This is a genomic window from Amycolatopsis sp. NPDC114484 (assembly GCF_055633755.1).
This window is the reverse complement of the sequence record NZ_JBVKDQ010000003.1, coordinates 633,611-654,153: the sequence shown is the minus strand read 5'-3', so window position 1 is coordinate 654,153 and position 20,543 is coordinate 633,611. Positions and strand designations below refer to the sequence as shown.

22 protein-coding genes are annotated in these 20,543 nt (G+C 68.8%); 14 read left to right on the top strand and 8 right to left on the bottom strand.

Annotated elements, in window-relative coordinates; all coding sequences use genetic code 11:
* Positions 1 to 84 precede the first annotated feature (84 nt).
* Complete coding sequence (locus ACZ7SW_RS12370) at positions 85 to 651, bottom strand: NUDIX domain-containing protein (protein WP_470230469.1); 567 nt, start codon at positions 649 to 651, stop codon at positions 85 to 87.
* 102 nt (positions 652 to 753) lie between these two features.
* Here ACZ7SW_RS12370 and nucS point away from each other — a divergent pair, with 102 nt between their 5' ends.
* On the top strand, positions 754 to 1,413 hold the full coding sequence (gene nucS, locus ACZ7SW_RS12365) for an endonuclease NucS (protein WP_037815327.1): 660 nt from the start codon (positions 754 to 756) through the stop codon (positions 1,411 to 1,413).
* A gap of 6 nt (positions 1,414 to 1,419) precedes the next feature.
* Here the strand turns inward: nucS and ACZ7SW_RS12360 are convergent, their stop codons facing one another.
* Positions 1,420 to 2,004 (bottom strand): flavodoxin family protein, encoded by a 585-nt coding sequence (locus ACZ7SW_RS12360; protein WP_470230468.1) that lies wholly within the window; start codon positions 2,002 to 2,004, stop codon positions 1,420 to 1,422.
* Between the two features lie 89 nt (positions 2,005 to 2,093).
* On the opposite strand from ACZ7SW_RS12360, the gene ACZ7SW_RS12355 reads away from it, so the two are divergent.
* On the top strand, positions 2,094 to 2,810 hold the full coding sequence (locus tag ACZ7SW_RS12355) for a TetR/AcrR family transcriptional regulator (protein ID WP_470230467.1): 717 nt from the start codon (positions 2,094 to 2,096) through the stop codon (positions 2,808 to 2,810).
* Positions 2,811 to 2,888: 78 nt separating this feature from the next.
* On the opposite strand, the gene ACZ7SW_RS12350 is transcribed toward ACZ7SW_RS12355, so the two are convergent.
* Positions 2,889 to 3,347 (bottom strand): hypothetical protein, encoded by a 459-nt coding sequence (locus tag ACZ7SW_RS12350; protein WP_470230466.1) that lies wholly within the window; start codon positions 3,345 to 3,347, stop codon positions 2,889 to 2,891.
* Between the two features lie 287 nt (positions 3,348 to 3,634).
* Between ACZ7SW_RS12350 and ACZ7SW_RS12345 the strand changes: the two genes are divergently transcribed.
* From ACZ7SW_RS12345 to ACZ7SW_RS12315, 7 genes are all read left to right on the top strand, one after another.
* Positions 3,635 to 5,332, top strand: coding sequence for a sodium:solute symporter family protein (locus ACZ7SW_RS12345; RefSeq protein ID WP_470230465.1), 1,698 nt, complete (start codon positions 3,635 to 3,637; stop codon positions 5,330 to 5,332).
* Positions 5,333 to 5,342: 10 nt separating this feature from the next.
* Positions 5,343 to 5,618, top strand: a complete 276-nt coding sequence (locus ACZ7SW_RS12340; RefSeq protein ID WP_470230464.1) for a hypothetical protein — start codon at positions 5,343 to 5,345, stop codon at positions 5,616 to 5,618.
* Positions 5,619 to 5,719: 101 nt separating this feature from the next.
* Positions 5,720 to 6,724, top strand: a complete 1,005-nt coding sequence (locus tag ACZ7SW_RS12335; protein WP_470230463.1) for a DUF3558 domain-containing protein — start codon at positions 5,720 to 5,722, stop codon at positions 6,722 to 6,724.
* Positions 6,725 to 6,803: 79 nt separating this feature from the next.
* Positions 6,804 to 7,805, top strand: a complete 1,002-nt coding sequence (gene dhaK / locus ACZ7SW_RS12330; RefSeq protein WP_470230462.1) for a dihydroxyacetone kinase subunit DhaK — start codon at positions 6,804 to 6,806, stop codon at positions 7,803 to 7,805.
* Positions 7,805 to 8,428 carry a dihydroxyacetone kinase subunit DhaL gene (gene dhaL, locus ACZ7SW_RS12325; protein WP_470230461.1) on the top strand — a complete coding sequence of 208 codons (624 nt, stop codon included), beginning with the start codon at positions 7,805 to 7,807 and terminating at the stop codon, positions 8,426 to 8,428. The genes dhaK and dhaL overlap by 1 nt, the downstream gene beginning before the upstream one ends.
* Positions 8,425 to 9,111: a dihydroxyacetone kinase phosphoryl donor subunit DhaM gene (dhaM, locus tag ACZ7SW_RS12320; RefSeq protein ID WP_470230460.1), complete on the top strand. Its 687-nt coding sequence runs from the start codon at positions 8,425 to 8,427 to the stop codon at positions 9,109 to 9,111. Before dhaL ends, dhaM begins: the two co-directional genes overlap by 4 nt.
* 117 nt (positions 9,112 to 9,228) lie before the next feature.
* Positions 9,229 to 10,995 carry a 3-hydroxyacyl-CoA dehydrogenase family protein gene (locus ACZ7SW_RS12315; protein ID WP_470230459.1) on the top strand — a complete coding sequence of 589 codons (1,767 nt, stop codon included), beginning with the start codon at positions 9,229 to 9,231 and terminating at the stop codon, positions 10,993 to 10,995.
* Here ACZ7SW_RS12315 and ACZ7SW_RS12310 read toward each other — a convergent pair.
* Positions 10,989 to 11,423, bottom strand: a complete 435-nt coding sequence (locus ACZ7SW_RS12310) for a GNAT family N-acetyltransferase (RefSeq protein WP_470230458.1) — start codon at positions 11,421 to 11,423, stop codon at positions 10,989 to 10,991. The genes ACZ7SW_RS12315 and ACZ7SW_RS12310 overlap by 7 nt on opposite strands.
* An 18-nt stretch (positions 11,424 to 11,441) precedes the next feature.
* Positions 11,442 to 11,957 carry an Lrp/AsnC family transcriptional regulator gene (locus ACZ7SW_RS12305; protein ID WP_470230457.1) on the bottom strand — a complete coding sequence of 172 codons (516 nt, stop codon included), beginning with the start codon at positions 11,955 to 11,957 and terminating at the stop codon, positions 11,442 to 11,444.
* A 59-nt stretch (positions 11,958 to 12,016) separates the two neighbouring features.
* On the opposite strand from ACZ7SW_RS12305, the gene ACZ7SW_RS12300 reads away from it, so the two are divergent.
* Positions 12,017 to 13,129 (top strand): trans-sulfuration enzyme family protein, encoded by a 1,113-nt coding sequence (locus ACZ7SW_RS12300; protein WP_470230456.1) that lies wholly within the window; start codon positions 12,017 to 12,019, stop codon positions 13,127 to 13,129.
* Between the two features lie 167 nt (positions 13,130 to 13,296).
* Here the strand turns inward: ACZ7SW_RS12300 and ACZ7SW_RS12295 are convergent, their stop codons facing one another.
* The gene (locus tag ACZ7SW_RS12295; RefSeq protein ID WP_183124959.1) at positions 13,297 to 13,500 is read right to left on the bottom strand and encodes an FmdB family zinc ribbon protein; all 204 of its coding nucleotides are present in this window, start codon (positions 13,498 to 13,500) and stop codon (positions 13,297 to 13,299) included.
* Between the two features lie 45 nt (positions 13,501 to 13,545).
* Here ACZ7SW_RS12295 and ACZ7SW_RS12290 point away from each other — a divergent pair, with 45 nt between their 5' ends.
* Together ACZ7SW_RS12290 and ACZ7SW_RS12285 are read left to right on the top strand one after the other, a co-directional pair.
* Positions 13,546 to 14,670: an alkaline phosphatase family protein gene (locus ACZ7SW_RS12290; protein WP_470230455.1), complete on the top strand. Its 1,125-nt coding sequence runs from the start codon at positions 13,546 to 13,548 to the stop codon at positions 14,668 to 14,670.
* Positions 14,671 to 15,113: 443 nt separating this feature from the next.
* Complete coding sequence (locus ACZ7SW_RS12285) at positions 15,114 to 15,419, top strand: hypothetical protein (RefSeq protein WP_470230454.1); 306 nt, start codon at positions 15,114 to 15,116, stop codon at positions 15,417 to 15,419.
* A 392-nt stretch (positions 15,420 to 15,811) separates the two neighbouring features.
* On the opposite strand, the gene ACZ7SW_RS12280 is transcribed toward ACZ7SW_RS12285, so the two are convergent.
* Entirely contained in the window at positions 15,812 to 16,336 is a 525-nt protein-coding gene (locus ACZ7SW_RS12280; RefSeq protein WP_470230453.1) for a GNAT family N-acetyltransferase, read from the bottom strand.
* 50 nt (positions 16,337 to 16,386) lie between these two features.
* Here ACZ7SW_RS12280 and ACZ7SW_RS12275 point away from each other — a divergent pair, with 50 nt between their 5' ends.
* Entirely contained in the window at positions 16,387 to 17,124 is a 738-nt protein-coding gene (locus ACZ7SW_RS12275) for an alpha/beta fold hydrolase (RefSeq protein WP_470230452.1), read from the top strand.
* Here the strand turns inward: ACZ7SW_RS12275 and ACZ7SW_RS12270 are convergent.
* The gene (locus ACZ7SW_RS12270; protein ID WP_470230451.1) at positions 17,117 to 17,947 is read right to left on the bottom strand and encodes a phosphotransferase enzyme family protein; all 831 of its coding nucleotides are present in this window, start codon (positions 17,945 to 17,947) and stop codon (positions 17,117 to 17,119) included. The two genes, ACZ7SW_RS12275 and ACZ7SW_RS12270, sit on opposite strands and share 8 nt — an antisense overlap.
* Before the next feature lie 135 nt (positions 17,948 to 18,082).
* Between ACZ7SW_RS12270 and ctaD the strand changes: the two genes are divergently transcribed.
* Complete coding sequence (gene ctaD, locus ACZ7SW_RS12265; protein WP_470230450.1) at positions 18,083 to 19,855, top strand: aa3-type cytochrome oxidase subunit I; 1,773 nt, start codon at positions 18,083 to 18,085, stop codon at positions 19,853 to 19,855.
* Positions 19,856 to 20,543 lie beyond the last annotated feature (688 nt).

Genomic DNA, 20,543 nt, shown 5'->3' with positions numbered 1-20,543 from the left:
CCACCCGATGATCACCACACCCGGCCGCTACCACCACCGACACACCGAGCGAAACACCAGGTTCCACAACACCCTCTCAGGGAATCAGATTCCCTCAGGGTTCCCCTCACGGATCTCTCGTTCGTGCAGCAGCAGCAACGTGTACGCCGCCACCGTCTGCGCATCCGAGATTTCCCCGGTGGAGATCATCTTCTCCACCTCCGTCCGGCTGAACCACGCCGTCCGCATGTCCTGCTCCTCCAGTTCCCGCTCCGGCGGGCCCTCGGTAAGCCCGGTCGCGAGATACACGTGCCCGCGCTGGCTCGCCAACCCCGGCGCGACGTCGAGCATTCCCAGTTCCGTGAACGACGACGCCCGCAACCCGGTCTCCTCCCGCAGCTCCCGCCGCGCCAGTTCGGCGGGCGGGGTCTCGGCGAGGTCCGGCGCGGTTCCCTGCGGGAATTCCCACCGCCGCATCCCGAGCGGGTACCGGAACTGCTCGACCAGGTGCAGCCGGTCGCCGTCGAGGGGGATGACCAGTGCGTAGGTCGGTTTGTCGACCACGCCGTAGATGCCGTCGCTGCCGTCGGCGCGGCGGATGGCGTCCTCCCGCACCGTCATCCAGTTGTTCCGATACACCTCGCGGGTCGCGACACGCTGAATGGGGTCCACCTCGCCAGTATCACCGAGACTGTCCTACCCTCGGCGGGTGCGTCTCGTGCTCCCCATCCTCCAGGCCGGTTTCGCCAGCCCGCTCCGTGCGGGGCGGATCCGATGAGGCTCGTCGTCGCCCGGTGCCAGGTCGATTACGTCGGCAGGCTGACCGCGCATCTCCCGATGGCCAACCGCGTCCTGATGGTGAAGGCCGACGGTTCGGTGCTCGTGCACTCCGACGGCGGCTCGTACAAGCCGCTGAACTGGATGTCGCCGCCCTGCTGGCTGATCGAGGACCCGGACGTCTGGACGGTCCAGAACAAGGCGGGCGAGAAACTCGTCATCACGATCGACGAGGTCATGCACGACCTGAAGCACGACCTCGGCGTCGACCCGGGCCTGCAGAAGGACGGCGTGGAAGCGCACCTGCAGGAACTGCTCGCCGAGCACATCAAAACGCTCGGCGACGGCTACACCCTGGTCCGCCGCGAATACCCGACCGCGATCGGGCCGGTCGACATCATGGCGCGCGACGCCAACGGCGGTTCGGTCGCGGTGGAAATCAAGCGCCGCGGCGAAATCGACGGTGTCGAGCAGTTGACCCGGTACCTCGAACTCCTCAACCGCGACCCGCTGCTCGCCCCGGTGCAGGGCGTGTTCGCGGCGCAGGTGATCAAGCCGCAGGCGCGCGTCCTCGCCGAGGACCGCGGGATCCGCTGCGTGGTCTTGGACTACGACGCGTTGCGCGGCACGGATTCGGACGAGTTCCGGCTGTTCTGACGGCGGTTAGGACGCCAGCGGCTGCTGATACCGCAGAGCCTGGGTCGCGACCCGCGCTCCGAGGTGGCGCGCCGTGGTGAGGTCCGCGCCGTGGACGGCGTCCGGGCCCTGGTCGTTCCACGTTTGCGCGCCCGCGCCGAGGTAGAACCCGAGCCGGTTGTCGTCGTGTTCGCTGCTGGTGGTGGTGTTCCAGCCGGGCATCAGGCCGAGGCTGACCCAGTGCATGCCGTGCTGCGCGGCGAGCAGCGCGAGGTACTGCAGCGTGTGCAGTTTGTCGCCGCTCATCGAGCCGGAGTTGGTGAACCCGGACGCGAGTTTGTCCAGCCAGCGCTGGGTCATCCAGCGCTTCGAGGTGGCCTCGGCGAACGCGTGGAACGCCCCGGACGCCGAACCCATGTAGGTCGGGGTGCCGAAGACGATCGCATCGCTGACGTCGAGGGTTTCCCATTTCGCGTCGGACATCTCGGCGACGTCGACCAGGTCGGCGCGGGCCCCGGGCACGGACCCGACCCCCTCGCTGACGGCCTTCGCGAGCTCGAGGGTGTGGCCGTATCCGGAGTAGTAGGCGATAGCGACGTGCACAGAAGACATGAGCTGATCCTTTCGGTGTTGACGTTGATAACGCTATTACCGTGACAGCGTCAGTGTCAACGTCAACAGGATTCTGTTATCGTCGGCACATGGCATCGGACGACCAGCGCGAGCGCATCCTGAGCGAAGCGGTGAAATTGCTGGCCGCGGCGGGACCGTCGGGGCTGTCCACCCGGGCCGTCGCGACGGCGGCCGGAGTGCAGACACCCACGCTGTACCGGCTTTTCGCGGACAAGGACGGGCTGCTGGACGCCGTGGCCACCTTCGGTTTCGAGAGCTACCTCGCGGAGAAGCGCGCGTTCGAACCCGGCGACGATCCGGTCGAGGACCTGCGCCGCGGCTGGGACATGCACGTCGCGTTCGGGCTGGCCAACCCCGCGATCTACCAGCTCATGTACGGAAACGTCCGGCCGGGCCGGCAGCCCGCGGCGGCCGCGGAAAACCGGGCCATCCTGCGCGGCATGCTCGAACGCGCCAACGCGCAAGGCCTGCTCCGAGGATCGGTCGAGGCGGCCACAGTAGCCATCGAGGCGTCCACGACCGGCGCGGTTCTGCTTCTCCTGGCCCAGCCGGAACAAGCGCGAGACGTCCAGTTGATCCGGCCGCTGCGCGACATCGTCCTCGACGCGCTGACGGAACAAGCCGCACCCGGCGATCGCTCTCCCATCGCCGACCGTGCGCAGGCGCTGCTCGGGATCGTCACACCCACCAAGGAAACCGACCCGGTGACGGACGCGGGCTTCAGCGTCTTCGAGGCCGGTCTGCTGCGCGAATGGCTGGCACGGCTCGACAACGCCAGCCGATGAGATAGGAAAGGGCCCCCGAACCAGGTCGGGAGCCCTCCACTCAGCACGTTCGTCCTGGCGCGGTCGCCAGCGAATTCGTCAGATCGTCGAACCGGGTTGCGGAGCAGCCGGTCCCGCCGCGCCCCGGCGCTGCGCCGCCTTCGCCTCGAACCAGGCCTTCACCTGCTCCTGGAACAGCGTCGACACCACCAGTCCGGCCAGCACCAGTCCCACGAGCGCCTGGGGGCTGCCGGACACCAGGTTGATCAGGCCGCTGATCGCGGACAGCACCTCGCACACCAGCAGTGCCCACCGGCCCCAGTCGTAGCCGAGCAGGATCGCGATGCCGGACGCCAGCAGGCCGGCGGCGAAGATGTAGGACAGGAATTCGATCAGGTACAGGACCCCGGCCGGGTCTTGGCCGTGGTCCACCCATCTCGCGATCTCCAGCTGGGCGAGGATGCCGTATAGGCCGTTCAGGAGCGCCTGCAGGAACACGAACACGAGCGCACCGCGCAGTCGTCCGGGCATGCGGAGGGCGGGCGTGGGGTTGGTCATCTCGGGGGAGTCCTTTCCGAGGTGGTCGAAGGGTTCCGGGATCTTATGGGCGGCGGAGGGGAACCCTCCCGAATCGGGTGAATCTGTGACCATGGTGAGTCCTTGCTCGGCGAAGCGACAGGACTCAACACGAGTGCTTCCGGGCACGCGGAATGCACAGGTCAGCGGCAGGTTGGTGAAAAACCGCGGTGTCGGGGTGCCTGTTCGGAATCCATGCAGTACTGTGCCGGTCTGACAGGAACGATGGTGTTTTCTGTGTGAGAATGTTTGATTCGGAGGTGGCAGGGGTGCCGTTCCTCGCCGACGCGAACTTGCGGCTCGACGCGAGTCCGATCGACTACATCGAGTTGGCGTTCTATTTCGTCCTGGTGCTGGGCATCGGCTATCTCGCGCGAAGGCAGGTGTCGAGCAGTCTCGACTTCCTGCTCTCGGGCCGGTCGCTGCCCGCGTGGGTCACCGGTCTTGCGTTCATTTCCGCGAACCTCGGCGCGGTCGAGGTCATGGGCATGTCCGCCAACGGCGTCCTCTACGGCCTGCCGACCGTCCATTACTTCTGGATCGGCGCCATCCCGGCGATGCTGTTCCTCGGCCTGGTGATGATGCCGTTCTACTACGGCTCCAAGGTCCGCAGCGTGCCCGAGTTCATGCGCCGCCGGTTCGGGCCGACCGCGCATCTGGTCAACGGCATCAGCTTCGCCGCGGCGCAGATCCTCATCGCGGGCGCGAACCTGTTCCTGCTGGCCAGCGTCGTGAACCTGCTGCTGGGCTGGCCGCTGTGGGTGTCGATCGTCATCGCCGCCGCCATCGTGCTCGGGTACACGGCGCTGGGCGGGCTCTCCGCCGCGATCTACAACGAGGTGCTGCAGTTCTTCGTGATCGTCGTGGCGCTGCTGCCGCTCACCATCGTCGGCCTGGTCAAGGTCGGCGGCTGGCAGGGCCTGGTCGACAAGATCACGCACAGCCCCGGCGGCACCGCGCAGCTGCACTCCTGGCCGGGCGACAACCTGACCGGCTTCGGCAACAACTTCCTGTCCGTCCTCGGCATCGTGTTCGGTCTCGGCTTCGTGCTGTCGTTCGGGTACTGGACGACGAACTTCGTCGAGGTCCAGCGCGCGATGGCGTCGAAGAGCATGTCGGCCGCGCGGCGCACGCCGATCATCGGCGCGTTCCCGAAGATGCTGGTGCCGTTCATCGTGATCATCCCCGGCATGATCGCCGGCGTCGTGGTGCCGGAGTACTTGCAGGACAAGGGACTTCTGCTCGCGGACAAACCGGCCACGAGCGGGGTCACCGCGAACAACGCGCTCCTGCTGCTGATGCGCGACCTGCTGCCCAACGGCATCCTCGGCATCGCGATCGCCGGTCTGCTCGCGTCGTTCATGGCGGGCATGGCGGCGAACCTCAGCTCCTTCAACACCGTGTTCACGTACGACATCTGGCAGACGTACTTCAAGAAGGACAAGCCGGACGGCTACTACCTGAACTTCGGCCGCAAGACGACCGTCTGGGCGACCGTGCTGGCCATCGGCACCGCGTTCGTCGCGTCGCAGTCCTCGAACATCCTGACCTACCTGCAGGACCTGTTCTCGTTCTTCAACGCGCCGCTGTTCGCCACGTTCATCCTCGGCATGTTCTGGAAGCGGATGACCGCGGCCGCCGGGTGGATCGGCCTGGTGGCGGGCACCGCGTCGGCGATCACGATCTGGCTGCTGTCGCAGTTCGACGTGCTTTCGCTCGCCGGGCAGGGCACCAGCTTCGTGGCGGCGGGCACCGCGTTCGTCGTCGACATCGTGGTGAGCGTCGGGGTTTCGCTGGCCACCCAGCCGAAGCCGGACGCGCAGCTGGTCGGCCTGGTCTACTCGCTCACGCCGCGCGACGCGCTCAAGCACGACAACACCGGCGAGAACGCAGGCTGGTACCGCAAGCCGGGCCTGCTGGCCGGCATCGTCCTCGTGATCACCATCGCCCTCAACATCATCTTCTGAGGAGGCCCGCATGACCGAGAAAACCTCGCGGCCGCACAAGGCGGGCGCCTTCGACATCCGGCTGATCATCGCGCTGCTGCTCGGCGTCTACGGTGTGATCCTCACGATCATGGGCGCCGGGTTCACCAGCGACGCCGATCTGAAGAAGGCCGCCGACGTGAACATCAACCTCTGGTCGGGCATCGGCCTGCTGGTGGTGACCGCGATGTTCGTGCTGTGGGCGGTGCTGCGGCCGCTGGTCGTGCCGCCGTCGACCGATTCGACAGAAGAGTCACCCGCCGAATAACCCGGGCCCCGCCCCACCGCCACCCTCAACGGAGCGGCTGCGCCGCACCGAAACATTCAAAGTCCCCACGTCCGGCGACCTCGCCCGCTAGGTTGCCGGACGTGGTGCACGATCGCCGGTTCGGCCGGTTCCTGAAGTTGTCCGCCCTGGTCGCCGCGGGCGTGGTCGCGACGTCGGCGATGTCCGCGTGCGGCGGCCCGAATCTGGGCAAGGAGAACTTCGCGCGCACGACCGTCCCCGCCGCCGGGGACAGCGGCGCGACGTCCGGCCCCATCACCGATCCCGCGGTCGCCCCCGCCGTCCTGCGCGACCTGCTGCCGTGCCAGTTCGTGGACAAGACCGCGATGAGCCCGCTCGGCACGATGCAGGGCGAGGCGACCGCGTCGAGCACGCAGTTCGACTCCTGCGTCGCCAAGGCGAACGACCCGGGCGGCAAGGAAATCCGCGCGAGCGTCGAGGTCGGCGGCATCGTGACCTTCGCTTCGGACAAGACCACCGGCGCGGTCGGCGGACTGCCGCAGGTCGAGGTGCCCGACCTCGGCGGCGGGACGGGCTGCGTGGTCAGCGCGCTCACCGCGCGGAACCCCGCCTTCGGCGTGTCCTTCCGGATCGACTACGCCGGCGGCGACGCCTGCGCGGCCGGTCGCAAGCTCGTCGCGACGGCGGTCGAGAAACTGCACAACAACCCGCAGAAGTACACGCCGGGCCCTGGCACGTTGCTGGCTGTCGACCCGTGCACGGTGCTCGACGAGGCTGCCGTGGACGGCGTCGTGAAGGGCGGCAAGCCGCGGGCGTCCGGGCTGCACTCGTGCGACTGGGGCCTCATCCCGAGCGTCCGGGTGGCGATGTTCCCCGGCGTCGCGCCGACCGAGGGCGACGGCTGGCTGAAGGCCGACGTCGGCACGCCGAACCAGGCGTACGCGAAGCAGGGCACCTCCGGGTCGAGCTGCCAGGTCAAATGGCAGCACCGGCAGTGGAAGGAAGACCACGTCGAGGTGGTCCAGCTGGAGTACACGAACTCCGACGCGCAGGCGGACAAGGACGACCCGTGCGGCAAGACCGTCGGGCTGGCCAAGCAGCTGGCAGGGAAACTGCCCGCGGCGTGACCAGTGGGGCGCTTTGCGGCGCGCCCGGCGACCTCATAGGTTGGGGGCGTCCACGACGCCGAGGTGCCGGAGGTCCGCCATGAAGAAGATCATCAACGATCCGGCGGCCGTTGTCGCCGAATCGCTGAGAGGGCTCGCGGTCGCGCACGCGGACCTGCTGCGGGTGCGCGACGATCCGGCGCTGGTCGTGCGCGCGGACGCGCCGGTGGCGGGCAAGGTCGCGGTGGTCTCCGGCGGCGGGTCCGGGCACGAACCGCTGCACGGCGGGTTCGTCGGCCCCGGGATGCTCGACGCCGCGGTGCCCGGGCCGGTGTTCACCTCGCCGACCCCGGACGCGGTGCAGGGCGCGATCGCGGCCACCACCGGGCCGGCCGGGGCGCTGCTGATCGTGAAGAACTACACCGGCGACGTGCTGAACTTCGAGACCGCCGCCGAACTGGCCGCGGCTGAAGACCTGGACGTGCGCAGCGTGGTGATCGACGACGACGTGGCGGTCAAGGACTCCACGTTCACCGCCGGGCGGCGCGGCGTCGGCGGGACCGTGCTGCTGGAGAAGATCGCCGGCGCGGCGGCCGAGCGCGGCGATTCGCTGGACGCGGTGGAAGCGTTGGCGCGCAAGGTGATCGGGCAGGTGCGGTCGATCGGGGTGGCGCTGTCCGCGCCGACCGTGCCGCACGCGGGCGAGCCGAGTTTCGACCTCGGCCCGGACGAGATCGAGTTCGGCATCGGCATCCACGGCGAGCCCGGCCGCGAGCGGATCCCGGCCGAACCGGCCGACGCGCTGGTCGCCAGGATGGTCGAGGCGGTGGTGTCCGACCTGCCGTTCGAACCCGGGGACAAGGTGCTGCTGTTCACCAACTCGATGGGCGGCACGCCGCAGCTGGAGCTGTACCTCGCGCACGGCATCGCCGAGCGGCTGCTGGCCGAGCGCGGGATCCTGGTCGAGCGCAGGCTGGTCGGCCCGTACATCACGAGCCTGGAAATGCAGGGCATCAGCCTGACCCTGCTGAAACTGGACGACGAGCTTACGCAACTGTGGGACGCGCCGGTGCGCACGCCCGCGCTGCGGTGGGGGATCTGATGGCCTGCACTGCCGAAGGGGTCGCGGCCGCGTTGCGCGCCGCCGCCGAAGTGATCGCCGAACACCGCACCGAACTGGTGGACCTCGACCGCGCGATCGGCGACGCCGACCACGGCGAGAACCTGAGCCGGGGCTTCACCGCGATCGTCTCCGCGCTGGAGACCGCGGTGCCGGAAACGCCGGCCGGAGTCGTGAAACTCGCTGCCACCACACTGATTTCGAAGGTCGGCGGCGCGGCTGGTCCGCTTTACGGCACGGCTTTCCTGCGTGCGTCGGCGAAGCTCGGCGACGCGGCGGAGATCGATGTGCCGCTGCTGCTGGACGCGTTGCGCGCGGCCTTGGAGGGCGTGCAGGCGCGCGGCAAGGCGGTGGGCGGCGACGCGACGATGGTCGACGCGCTGATCCCGGCCATCTCCGCGGCCGAAGGCGCTGCCGACGGCACGATCGCCGAGGTGCTCACCGCGGCGGCCGACGGGGCCGATCGGGGCGCGGAGTCCACTGTGGACTTGGTGCCGCGCAAGGGCCGCGCTTCTTACCTCGGGGAACGCGCTGTGGGACACATGGATCCGGGTGCCCGTTCCACGGCGCTGCTGCTGCGCGCGTTCGCGGAGGCGGCCCGGTGACCGTCGGAATCGTTCTTGTGTCGCACAGCGCGAAACTGGCCGAAGGCCTGGCCGAACTGGCCGCCCAGATGGCCCCGGACGTCCGGATTGTCCCGGCGGGCGGGCTGCCCGACGGCGGCGGCATCGGCACCGACTACGACGAGGTCGTCGCGGCCACGCAGCGGGCCGATTCCGGCGACGGCGTGGTGCTGCTGTACGACCTCGGCAGCGCGCAGATGACCGCTGAGCTGGCGGTCGAGTCGCTGGCCGATCCGTCCGCCGCGGTGGTGGTCGACGCGCCGCTGGTGGAAGGCGCGGTGGCGGCGGCCGTCGCGGCGCAGGGCGGGGCGAACGCCAAGGCCGTGGGCGAGGCCGCGGCGAGTGCCGGTGTCGCGCCCGATCTGGCCGTCGCGGAGGCTTCGGCGGCCGGCGAGGCAGGCGTGGTGGAGAAGGAATTCACGCTGACCAACGACGTCGGGCTGCACGCGCGGCCGGCCGCGGTCGTGGTGCGCAGCTTGGCCGGATTCGAGGCCGAGGTGTCGATCCGGCTGGACGAACAGGAGGCGGACGCGCACAGCGTGCTGGCGCTGATGTCGCTCGGCGCGCGGCAAGGCGACCGGATCGTGGTGCGGGCCCGCGGACTGCAGGCGAACGAGGCGGTCGCGAAGGTGGCCGAGCTGGTGGAGGCGAACTTCGGGGAGTGACCTGCGGGGTTTCCGACCGGGTGACTTCGTCGGGACTGACTCGATTCCGATGTGCTTTCGGGGGTCTCGCGTGGCACAGTGAGCGGCAATTACCAGCGGGTAACCTCTGGAGGCCTGGTGGCACGGGAAATCTCGACGGTCGGTGTGGTCGGTCTTGGCACGATGGGCGCGGGCATCGCGGAGGTGCTGGCCCGCAGCGGGCTCGACGTGGTCGCGGTGGAACTGGACGAGGCGGGCGTCGAACGTGGTCTCGGCCACTTGCGGCATTCGACCGAACGGGCGCTCGCGGGCGGCAAGCTGGACGAGGCGGGCCGGGAGGCGCTGCTGGGCCGGATCCGCGCCACCACCTCGCTCGCCGATCTGTCCGAAGTGGACCTGGTGATCGAGGCGATCCCGGAGAACCTCGCGGCGAAGGCCGAGGTGTTCACCCAGCTGGACCAGGTGACGCGGCCGGACGTGGTGTTCGCGTCCAACACGTCCTCCCTGTCCATCACCGAGATCGGCGTGCACACCGCGCGGCCGGGCAAGGTCGTCGGGATGCACTTCTTCAACCCGGCGCCGGTGCTGAAACTGGTCGAGGTCGTGCGCACGGTGGTGACGGAGCCGGACGTGGTGTCCGACGTCGTGGAATTCGCGCAACGGCTGGGCAAATCGCCGGTGGTGATGGGCGACCGGGCCGGGTTCATCGCGAACGCGCTGCTGTTCGGCTATCTCAACCACGCGGTGCGGATGTACGAGCAGCGTTACGCCACCCGGGAAGATCTTGACGCGGCGATGCGATTCGGCTGCGGCTACCCGATGGGCCCGCTCGCGCTGCTCGATTTGATCGGGCTGGACACCGCGTACGAAATCCTCGACACGATGTACCACCAATCCCGCAACCGGCTGCACGCTCCCGCGCCGTTGCTGAAGCAGATGATCACCGCGGGTCAGCTCGGACGCAAGAGCGGGCATGGCTTTTACGCTTACGACGCGCCGGATTCGCCGGTGGTGGTGGATTCCGTCGCATCGTCCACTGTGGATTCTTCGCTCGCTCGTCCGGTCCGGTCCGTGGGAGTGATCGGGACTGGAACGATGGCCACCGGCATCGCGGAAGTGTTCGCCAAGCGCGGTTTCGACGTCCTGCTGCGGGCGCGGAGCATGGAGAAGGCGCAAGCGTCGGTGGCGAAGGTGAAGAAGTCGCTCGACAAGGCCGTGGTGAAGGGCAGACTGTCCGAAGAGGACGCCGCGGCCGCGCTGGGCCGGATCCGGCCGGTGACGGAATTCGAGGAACTGGCCGAGGTCGACCTGGTGGTCGAGGCAGTGGCCGAGGAGCTTTCCGTTAAGCAGGCGGTGTTTTCGGCGTTGGACGAGGTGGTCCGGCCGGGCGCGGTGCTCGCGACCACGACGTCCTCGCTGCCGGTTATCGAATGCGCGGCGGCGACTTCGCGTCCCGGCGAGGTGATCGGCCTGCACTTCTTCAACCCGGCACCGGTGATGAAACTGGTGGAAGTGGTGTCCACCATCGCGACCGCCCCGGACGTCACCGCGACCGCGACGGCCGTGTGCGCGGCGGTCGGGAAACACCCGGTGCATTGCGGTGACCGGGCCGGATTCATCGTGAACGCGTTGCTGTTCCCGTATCTCAACGACGCGGTGAAAATGCTGGAGGCGCATTACGCGTCGGCGGACGACATCGACACCGCGATGAAGGTCGGCTGCGGGTTGCCGATGGGGCCGTTCGAATTGCTGGACGTGGTCGGGCTGGACGTGTCGCTGGCGATCGAGCGGACGCTGTTCAACGAGTTCCGCGAAGAAGGGTTCGCTCCGGCGCCGTTGCTGGAACACCTGGTGACGGCCGGACGGTTGGGCCGCAAGACCGGGAAGGGCTTCAAGGACTACTGACGCTTGTACGTATAGAGAATGAAGCCGTCGTGGTACTTGCCGATACGGTCGTAAAGCGCTCGGGCAGGGGCGTCTTCGAGCGTGTTCCAGTAGAGCGACGGAAAGCCGTTTGCCTCGGCGTCGCGGGCGATCCACTCGATCAGCGCCGTCGCGACTCCCTTGCGCCGCACGTTCTCCGACACGAACAGGTCGGCGAGGTAGCACTTCCCGGAGTACCAGATGCTGGCGTGGAACAGGTAATGCGCGATGCCGACCATCGTGCCGTCCAGTTTGGCGGCGACGCCGCGGATCCGGTCGTCGTCGAGCAGGCGGCACCAGGTCCGGTCGTAGCTGTCGTCGGCGCGCTCGACGTCGAAGTAGGCGTCTTTGCCGCGAGCGAGGGTTTCCCAATCGGCGCGGTCGGCTTCGGTCAGATTGCTGATCTGCACCGGTCTATCTTGCGCTGATCACCGGTTGCGCCGTCGGATGCGCGCGCCTTGGGCGGGTTCGCCGTCCGGCGGTAGCAGCGGACCGCCTTGCCACTGCTGGAACACGAGATTCGTGTGCACGCGGGCGACCTCGTCGCGGGAGGTGAGTTCGTCCAGCACCAGCCGTTGCAGCTCGGCGGCCGAGGTGGTGGCGACGTGCGCGAGGAAGTCGTCCGGTCCGGTCAGGTGGTAGACCGCGCGGATTTCCGGCAGCGCCAGCAGATGTTCCACGAACTGCTCCACCAGCGGCCGGCGATGCGGCCGGACCTGCACGAACAGGAACGCCTCCAGCGGACGGCCCACCTTCGCCGCGTCGACCTTGGCGTGCTGGCCGGTGATCACGCCGGTCTCCCGGAGCCGGGCCACCCGGTCCAGGCAGGTGGACGGTGCGAGCCCGACCGCGGCCGCGAGCTCCTTGTTCGACGTCCGGGCATCGTTCTGCAGCACCCGCAGAATCTCAAGATCAACCGGACTGAGTTCTGGATTTTCGGACATTTCTGAATCTTATCCGAGCTTATTGCTTCGCGGCCGTTGCTTGTCCGAACGTGATTGCCATGACTTCCGCCCTGCGCACCCGAGCCGTCCACGCCGGTCGCGACGATCTCGCCGACCTCGGCCTGCACGCCGTCCCGCTCGACTTCTCCACGACCTACCCCGCGCGCGACAGCGCCGAGGAGGCCCGCCGGATCGACGAGTTCGCCGCGGGCGGGAACGTCACCGGCATCTACGGCCGGATCGGCAACCCGACCGTCGAACGGTTCGAGCAGGCGCTGGCGGAACTCGAAGGCTTCGACCACGCCGTGGCTTTCGCCAGCGGCATGGCGGCGGTATCGGCGTGCCTGCTTTCCGCGGTGTCGCAAGGAAAACGCCACATCGTCGGCGTCCGGCCGCTCTATGGCTGCACCGATCACCTGCTGACCACCGGCCTCCTGGGCACCGAGGTCACCTGGACCGCCCCGGAGGACGTCGCCGACGCCCTGCGCCCCGACACCGGCCTGGTCTTCGTGGAGACGCCCGCGAACCCGACCTTGAGCGAACTGGACATCGCCGCCCTGACCGCCGCGTGCGGTGACGTCCCGGTCCTGGTCGACAACACCTTCGCGACGCCCGTCCTGCAACGCCCCGGCCGCCTCGGCGCCCGAATGGTGCTGCACAGCGCGACAAAGTTCCTGGGCGGCCATGGTGACGTCATGGGCGGCATCGTGGCCTGCGATGCCGAGGAAGCCGCGCGCTTGCGCTCCCTGCGCTTCGCCACCGGTGGCGTGCTGCACCCGCTCGCCGGATACCTGTTGCTGCGCGGCCTGTCGACGCTCCCGCTGCGGGTCAAGGCCGCTTCGGAGACCGCCGCCGTGTTGGCTTCGCGGTTAGCTTCGCACCCGACAGTCAGCGCCGTGCACTACCCGAAACTGGGCGGCCCGCTGGTGGCCTTCGAAGTGACCGGCGACCCGCACGCGGTGGTCGGCGCTGTCCGGCTGATCACGCCCGCGGTGAGCCTGGGCAGCGTGGACACACTGATCCAGCACCCGGCTTCGCTGACGCACCGGATTGTCGCCGAGGACGACCGCACGGACTCCGGCATCACCCACGGGCTGTTGCGGCTTTCGGCTGGGCTGGAGGATGTCGAAGACTTGTGGCTTGATCTGGACCAGGCTTTGAAGGGTTGCTGAGCGGTTGGCGGCGCAGCATCCGTCGTCGTGGCGGTGGATGCTGCCGGGGCTCAGGTGCGCCTGAGCCCCGCGCCCGCTGAACCGGTGCACACGCGGGCGGCGGCCCGGGCCAGCTGCGGCAACCACCGGTCACCTGCAGCGACTGCCTCGGCGCGAAGTCCCGCCGATCAGCCGCAGCACCCGCCTCCGCAGCAACCTCCACCAGCCGGTGCCGGTGCGGACGCCGAGCCGGTGAGCGCGACGGTCGTGAGCAGCTTGACCGTGTCCGTATGCCCTTCCGGGCACGGGGCGGGCGCGCTCGACTCGGCCATCGGGCGCTGGAGTTCGAACGTCTCGGTGCAGTCGCGGCAGCGGTAGGCGTAGGTGGGCATGCGTTGATTATCGCTGGCGGGCCGCGTTGGTGGGAAGCTGTCCGGGTGGATGTGCCCCAGTACGCGGATGTTCCGCACCTAGGCCAGGTCGTTCCCGCCCTGCTCGGCGCACTGGGCGTGCCCGGCGAGGACGGCGGCCTGGCGCTGCCCGAAGCCCGCAGCGCCTGCGTGCTCCTCATCGACGGCCTCGGCTGGGAACTGCTCGCCCAGTACGCCGCGGACGCCCCCGTCCTCACCGAACTCGCCAGCAGCCCCCTGCGAGTCGGCTTCCCGTCGACCACCGCCGCCGGGGTCGCCGCGATCGGCACCGGTCTGGCGTCCGGCGAGCACGGCATGGTCGGCTACACCTTCGAGATGCCGGGAACCGGCGTCATGAACGCCCTGCGCTGGCGCTCCCACGACGACGGCAGCGACCTGCGAGGCGCCCTGCCCCCACGCGAAGTCCAACCCCTGCCGACGACCTTCGAACGCGCCGCCGCCGCGGGGATCGAGGCCGCGGTGGTGTCTTCGGCGCATTTCGCCAACACAGCTTTGACGCAAGCGACACAAAGCGGTGCCCGCTACGCTGGCGTGCACGCACTGGGCGACCTGGCCGCACGTACCTTGGACGTCCTGTCTTCGCGGTCGTTTTGCTATGCCTACCACAGCGAATTAGACCTGCTAGGCCACCTCTACGGCCCCGGCTCGACTGCGTGGCGCATGCAACTCCGCCAGGTCGACCGGCTGGTTGAGTCCATTGTGGATGGATTGCCCGCCGGTGCTGTCCTGGCGGTGGTGGCGGACCACGGAATGGTGACCGTCGAAGAGAAACTGAACCTAGAGGACACCCCGGAACTGCTGGCAGGCGTCCGAACTTTCGGCGGCGAAGTCCGCGCGCGGCACGTCTACACGGAACCCGGTGCCACGGCGGATGTCGTAGCCGCGTGGCGCGAGGTGCTGGGCTCGCGTGCCTGGGTCTTGCCGCGAGAGGAGGCAATCGCGGCAGGCTGGTTCGGCGCCGCGGTGAGCGACCGGGTACGCCCACGAATCGGCGACGTCGTCGCGGCGGCGACGGGAACGTTCGGCATGGTGCGCGAACTGGCCGAGGCAGTGGAGTCGAACCTGGTAGGCCAGCACGGCTCGCTGACGTCGGCGGAGCAGTTGGTGCCGTTGGCGATCGCGCGGGGTTGAACGGCGACCCGGACGTCATTCTGGGCGCTCCATAGATGCTCTGCCGCAGCCCTCCATTGAGATGCTCCGCGCCGCCAGTTCACCCGACCCCACCGAATGGCTTTGGTTGCTGCAGGCACGCCTCGCCGCCTTTATGGGAGCGGTGCGCACCGCTGGCTCACTCACCCCAAGCGAATGCCGCTTGGCTCCTCCGGCCAGGTCTCGCCGCCTCATGGCGGCGGTGTGCACTGCTGGCCAACTCGCCTCGCCGGATGTCGCTTGGCTGCTCCAACCAGGTCTCGTCGCCTTCATTGCCGTTGGCTCACTCCATGCACCGAGCACGAGTGGTTGCAGTCAGCCAATTCACTGAGCCCCCGCGAGACGCGGTTCCCGGCAACCAGGCTGAGCCGGTGGTTCGGGTGCGTGGCTGAGCTGTCCCGCAGACGCCCAGTTACCGTAATTGCGTGCCCAGACGCAATCGACCCGGCCGAGGCCGTCCCGTCTCTGTCGAGCGGCCAGACGCCGGCGCGGTCAGCGGCTGGGCCCGCAGCGAATCCGGCCCCGACGGGGACTGGCTGGTGCGCACCGTCCCCGGCGCGCAGGCCGCCAAGACCTATCGTTGCCCCGGCTGCGACCACGAGATCCAGTCTGGCGTTCCGCACCTGGTCGTCTGGCCCGCGGACGAGACCGGCGGCGTCGCGGATCGTCGGCATTGGCATCGGCCTTGCTGGGAGGCTCGGGCCCGGCGTCGGCCGAATCGCCGTTGGTGAAGCGGAAACCCGTTACTGCGAAAGGGCTCCCTTCCGCCGCGGCACGGTTCCGCCGGACTGCGTCGCGGTTGACGCAGGTGTGGGTGCGGTAACGCTGCGTCCCGTCGCGGGTGAAGTCGACGAAGGCGGCCGAGTGCGCATCGTCGCCGAACGCGCATCGCGGCCGAGCGCGCATCGCGGCCGAGCGCGCATCGCCGCCAAACGGCCATTGCGCGGAGCGCGCATCGTCGCCGAACGCCCGTCGCAGCGGAAATCCCGTCACGACCGAAACCCACCCCTCGGCACCGAAACCCGACCCCGGGCGCCGAAACCCCACGCCTCACCGCGCGAGCGTGCCGCCCTGAGCTGTCATCCGTCAGCCGTCACCCGTCGCCGCCCCCTCAAAAGCCCCGTCACCGCCGAAAATGCCGCGACACCGCCCCGTCGTACTCCTCCTCCACGTACTCGGTGAACCCCAGCTTCTCCACCACCCGCAACGACGGCGTGTTCGTCACCGCCACACTGATCAGCACCGGAATCGCCGGGATCTCCCGTTCCGCCCACTCCACCGACGCCCGCGCCGCCTCCTCCGCGTAGCCCTTCCCCCACGCCGACGGCCGGAAGCGGTACGCCAGGTTCAGCACCTTCTCGCCCCGGAACTCCCGGTTGCGCACTCCGGTCATGCCGATCACGTCCGACCCGTCGGCGGATTCCGGCCCGCCCCGCTCCCGGACCGCCAGGTACCCGTAGCCGAACTCCGCCCAGTGCTCGAGCCAGCTGTCGAACATCACCAGGGTGGTCGCGGTGTCCGGCGGGCGCGGGTTGTACCGGTTCGTCTCCGGGTCGCTCTGGATCTCCGTCACTGCCCGCCGATCGGTCTCCACGAAGTGCCGCAGCACCAGCCTTTCCGTCACGATCTCTGTCACGCCCCCGACCATAACGACGGGGTCCGACAAAAATCGCCGCGATAACAGCGACAATCTCCGCCATGACCGAACTGCCGTTGGTGCTCCTGCACGCCTTCCCGCTCGACGCCCGCATGTGGGACCCGGTCCGCGCGCCGCTCGCGGAACGCCTCCGGGTCATCACTCCCGACCAGCGCGGTCTCGGCCGGAGCCCGTTGCCGGAGACCGAAGCCGAGCCGGATCTCGCCGATGCCGCCCGGGATGTCGTCGCGCTCCTCGACAAGCTCGAACTCGATCAGGTGGTTCTCGGCGGCTGTTCGATGGGCGGCTACCTCGCGATGGCCGTCCTGCGGCACGCTCCCGAGCGCGTCGGGGGACTGGTCCTCATCGACACCAAAGCCACCGCGGACACCCCCGAAGCCGCGCAGACCCGGCTCGACGTCGCGAACCGCGCGGAGGCCGAAGGCGTCAAAAACTGGCTGGCCGACGCGAACCTGCCGAATCTTCTCGCCGACACCGCGTCCGCCGACGTCCTCGCGCGCGTGCGCGAATTGATCGACGAGCAGCCGCCGTCCGGAGTCGCCTGGGCCGCGCGGGCGATGCGCAACCGGCCCGATTCCGTTGACCTGCTGCGCGAAACCGACGTCCCCGCGCTCGTCATCGTGGGGGAGCGCGACGCGATCACGCCGCTCGACGCCGCCAACACCATGGTCGAAGCGCTGCCCGACGCGACTCTCGCGGTACTTCCCGACGTCGGGCACCTGACGCCGCTGGAGGACCCGGCTGGCGTGGTCGAAGCGATCCTCGGCTGGGTCAGCTGAAGTACTCGGCCGCCGCGGCGCGCGCTTCGCCCAGGCGGTGTGGGAAACGCTGTGCGATCAGGAACCGCCACGCCACCGCGAAGAGCGAGCGAAGCTGCGTACACGTCGCGAGAACGGCTTCGTCCGCTTCGCCCAGGTACGCGGCGAGGAACTCCGGCCCACCTTGTCTCGCGAGGATCGCCAGGTCCCATTCGAGCGGTCCGCGCCAGGCGTCCTCGAAGTCGAGCCAGCACGGGCCGTCGACGGTCTCGATGAGGTTGCCGGGGTGCGCGTCGCCGTGCAGGGCCTGGCCCGAGCCGGACGGCAGCAGCGCCGCGAGCCGTTCGGTTTCCGCGCGGATCCGGTCGGCGAAGCCGTCCAGCAGCGAACCGTCGCGGGTGACGGTGTCCAGCAGTTCGTCGACCGGGCCGCGGGAGGGCAGTTCCCCCGGGTAGTCGCGCAAAGCGGCGTGGAGCCGGGCGAGTGATCCGGCGGTCTCGTCCGGCCCGTGCCGATGGTCCGGATCGTGCGGGGTCCAGTGCCAGAGCGTGACCGGCAGGCCCTCGGCGAAATGCGGTCCGGCCGGGGGATCGACGGTCGGTGAGACGACGCGCACACCACGTTCGGTGAGGTAGGCCGAAAGGGCGACGTCCCGCTTGAGCCACGCGGTCGCGTCCGGCCGCAGCAGCCGGGTGGTGGCCGGGACCCTCGCCACGACCGGACCCATCCTCACCAGCACGTTCGAGCGCTCGTGCAGCACCTGTGCGGCACCGGTGGGGAGGCCGAACCGGCGGCCGACAGCGAGCGCGGAGGAGACCGCCGCGGCGCGGTACAGGTCGGTCACGCGGTGATCTAACCAGCCGGTGCGAGCGACTGTCGGTACCGAGGGCTACGATCCCCTTAACCGCCCGGATCAGGCTCGCCTGAGCCCGAGCGCCCCGAAGTTGACCACCACAAGGTTGCAGTGTTGGAGGCAGGAGTGACGGCCGTAGCCCCCAAGCCGATCGCGACGCGCCCGTATCCCGCGCGCGAGACGGCAAAGGGTTCGTACCTGCTGCGGTTGTTCCGCACGACGGACCACAAGCAGATCGGGATCATGTATCTGGTCTCGTCGTTCGCCTTCTTCATGATCGGCGGCGCGATGGCCATGCTCATCCGGACGGAGCTCGCCCAGCCGGGGCAGCAGTTCCTGTCGCAGGAGCAGTACAACCAGCTGTTCACCATGCACGGCACGGTGATGCTGCTGCTGTACGCGACGCCGAGCCTGTTCGGGTTCGCGAACTTCATCCTGCCGCTGCAGATCGGCTCGCCCGACGTGGCGTTCCCGCGGCTGAACGCGTTCTCCTACTGGCTGTTCCTGTTCGGCAGCCTGATCGTGCTGTCCGGCTTCCTGACGCCCGGTGGAGCCGCCGACTTCGGCTGGTTCGCCTACACGCCGCTGTCGGACGCGATCCACTCGCCCGGCGTCGGCGCCGACCTGTGGATCGCCGGCCTGGCAGTGTCCGGTCTGGGCACGATCCTCGGCGCGGTCAACATGATCACCACGGTGGTCTGCCTGCGCGCGCCCGGCATGACGATGTACCGGATGCCGATCTTCACCTGGAACATCCTGATCACGAGCATCCTGATCCTGCTCGCGTTCCCGATCCTCACCGCGGCCCTGTTCGGCCTGATGGCGGACCGGCATCTCGGCGCCCACGTGTTCGACCCGGCCAACGGCGGGGTGATCCTGTGGCAGCACCTGTTCTGGTTCTTCGGCCATCCAGAGGTCTATATCGTCGCGCTGCCGTTCTTCGGGATCGTGTCGGAGATCTTCCCGGTGTTCAGCCGCAAGCCAGTGTTCGGCTACAAGGGCCTGGTCTTCGCGACGCTGTCGATCGCGGCGCTGTCGGTGGCGGTGTGGGCGCACCACATGTACGCGACCGGCGCGGTCCTGCTGCCGTTCTTCTCCTTCATGACGTTCCTCATCGCGGTCCCGACCGGCGTGAAGTTCTTCAACTGGATCGGCACGATGTGGAAGGGCCAGCTGTCCTTCGAGACGCCGATGATCTTCTCGATGGGCTTCATCGTCACGTTCCTCTTCGGCGGTCTGACCGGCATCATGCTGGCCGCCCCGGCGATCGACTTCCACGTGTCGGACAGCTACTTCGTGGTGGCGCACTTCCACTACGTCCTCTACGGCACGATCGTGTTCGCGACCTTCGCCGGGATCTACTTCTGGTTCCCGAAGATCACCGGCCGGATGATGGACGAGAAGCTCGGGAAGTGGCACTTCTGGACCACGTTCATCGGCTTCCACACCACGTTCCTGGTGCAGCACTGGCTGGGCGCGGAAGGCATGCCGCGGCGTTACGCGGACTACCTGGCCAGTGACGGGTTCACCACCCTGAACACGATCTCCACGATCGGCGCGTACATCCTCGGGGCGTCCACGCTGCCGTTCATCTGGAACGTGTTCAAGAGCTACCGGTACGGCGAGATCGTCACGGTCGACGACCCGTGGGGCTACGGCAACTCGCTCGAGTGGGCCACGTCCTGCCCGCCGCCGCGGCACAACTTCACCGAACTGCCCCGGATCCGCTCCGAGCGCCCCGCGTTCGAGCTGCACTACCCGCACATGGTCGAACGCCTCCACGCGGAAGGCGAGATCGGCTTCTTCGGCAAGGCCAAGCACGTCGCGGCCCCGTCGCAGAAGCTCGTGGACGCCACCATGCCCGGCGACCACGGCAAGGACAACGCGAGCGAGCAGTAACGGCGCTCGCGCTCGGAACGACTGCACGGCGCGTGCCCGGTCGAGGTTCCTCTCGGCCGGGCACGCGCCGTTTTTCGTACCGGGGGACTGGTGCGCTGGGGACTGCCGCGCTGGGTTACCGAGGGCGTGCGGGTGGCGGCGATGGGGGCCGGTGAGTGGCCTGGCCGGTTCTAGCCGGGATTTCTCGCTGGGATGAACGCTCACGACTCGATCGGCCGCTCATACTTGCTTCGGTGCTTCGGTGCTTCGGTGCTTCGGTGCTTCGGTGCTTCGGTGCTTCGGTGCTTCGGTGCTTCGGTGCTTCGGTCGAGGCACCCTTCGCGTGCATAGCCACTCGTCCGCCATCCGTCACCGCGCCCAGCCGCGCTGGTTTGCCACCTTTCGCCCAATCCGCTCCGCCAGAACCTGCGCCCGCACCGTTCCGCCAGCCTCCGCCCCAGCTTGCCCAGACGCAGCCAGTTCCTTGGTCGCATGCCTGCGCTGCGGCCTGTGTCGCTCGGCGTGGCCTTGCCTGAGGCATCCGCCCACCCGCGGCCCTGCGCGCAGCTTCGCCAGCCTTCGTCCGAGCCCGCCCGGCGGCAGCCCGCTTGGCAGCAGCCTGCCTAGCCGCAGGCCGCCCAACTAGCCCGGCGGCAGCTCGCCCAGCCGCAACCTGCCCGCCCAGCTGCACCCCGCCCCGCCGTCGTTC

Excerpts from the sequence above, each read along its gene's own strand:
- nucS (WP_037815327.1), top strand. The coding sequence starts at position 754 with ATGAGGCTCGTCGTCGCCCGGTGCCAGGTCGATTACGTCGGCAGGCTG.
- ACZ7SW_RS12360 (WP_470230468.1), bottom strand. The coding sequence starts at position 2,004 with ATGTCTTCTGTGCACGTCGCTATCGCCTACTACTCCGGATACGGCCAC.
- ACZ7SW_RS12355 (WP_470230467.1), top strand. The coding sequence starts at position 2,094 with ATGGCATCGGACGACCAGCGCGAGCGCATCCTGAGCGAAGCGGTGAAA.
- ACZ7SW_RS12350 (WP_470230466.1), bottom strand. The coding sequence starts at position 3,347 with ATGACCAACCCCACGCCCGCCCTCCGCATGCCCGGACGACTGCGCGGT.
- ACZ7SW_RS12340 (WP_470230464.1), top strand. The coding sequence starts at position 5,343 with ATGACCGAGAAAACCTCGCGGCCGCACAAGGCGGGCGCCTTCGACATC.
- dhaK (WP_470230462.1), top strand. The coding sequence starts at position 6,804 with ATGAAGAAGATCATCAACGATCCGGCGGCCGTTGTCGCCGAATCGCTG.
- dhaL (WP_470230461.1), top strand. The coding sequence starts at position 7,805 with ATGGCCTGCACTGCCGAAGGGGTCGCGGCCGCGTTGCGCGCCGCCGCC.
- ACZ7SW_RS12305 (WP_470230457.1), bottom strand. The coding sequence starts at position 11,957 with ATGTCCGAAAATCCAGAACTCAGTCCGGTTGATCTTGAGATTCTGCGG.
- ACZ7SW_RS12300 (WP_470230456.1), top strand. The coding sequence starts at position 12,017 with ATGACTTCCGCCCTGCGCACCCGAGCCGTCCACGCCGGTCGCGACGAT.
- ACZ7SW_RS12295 (WP_183124959.1), bottom strand. The coding sequence starts at position 13,500 with ATGCCCACCTACGCCTACCGCTGCCGCGACTGCACCGAGACGTTCGAA.
- ACZ7SW_RS12280 (WP_470230453.1), bottom strand. The coding sequence starts at position 16,336 with ATGGTCGGGGGCGTGACAGAGATCGTGACGGAAAGGCTGGTGCTGCGG.
- ACZ7SW_RS12275 (WP_470230452.1), top strand. The coding sequence starts at position 16,387 with ATGACCGAACTGCCGTTGGTGCTCCTGCACGCCTTCCCGCTCGACGCC.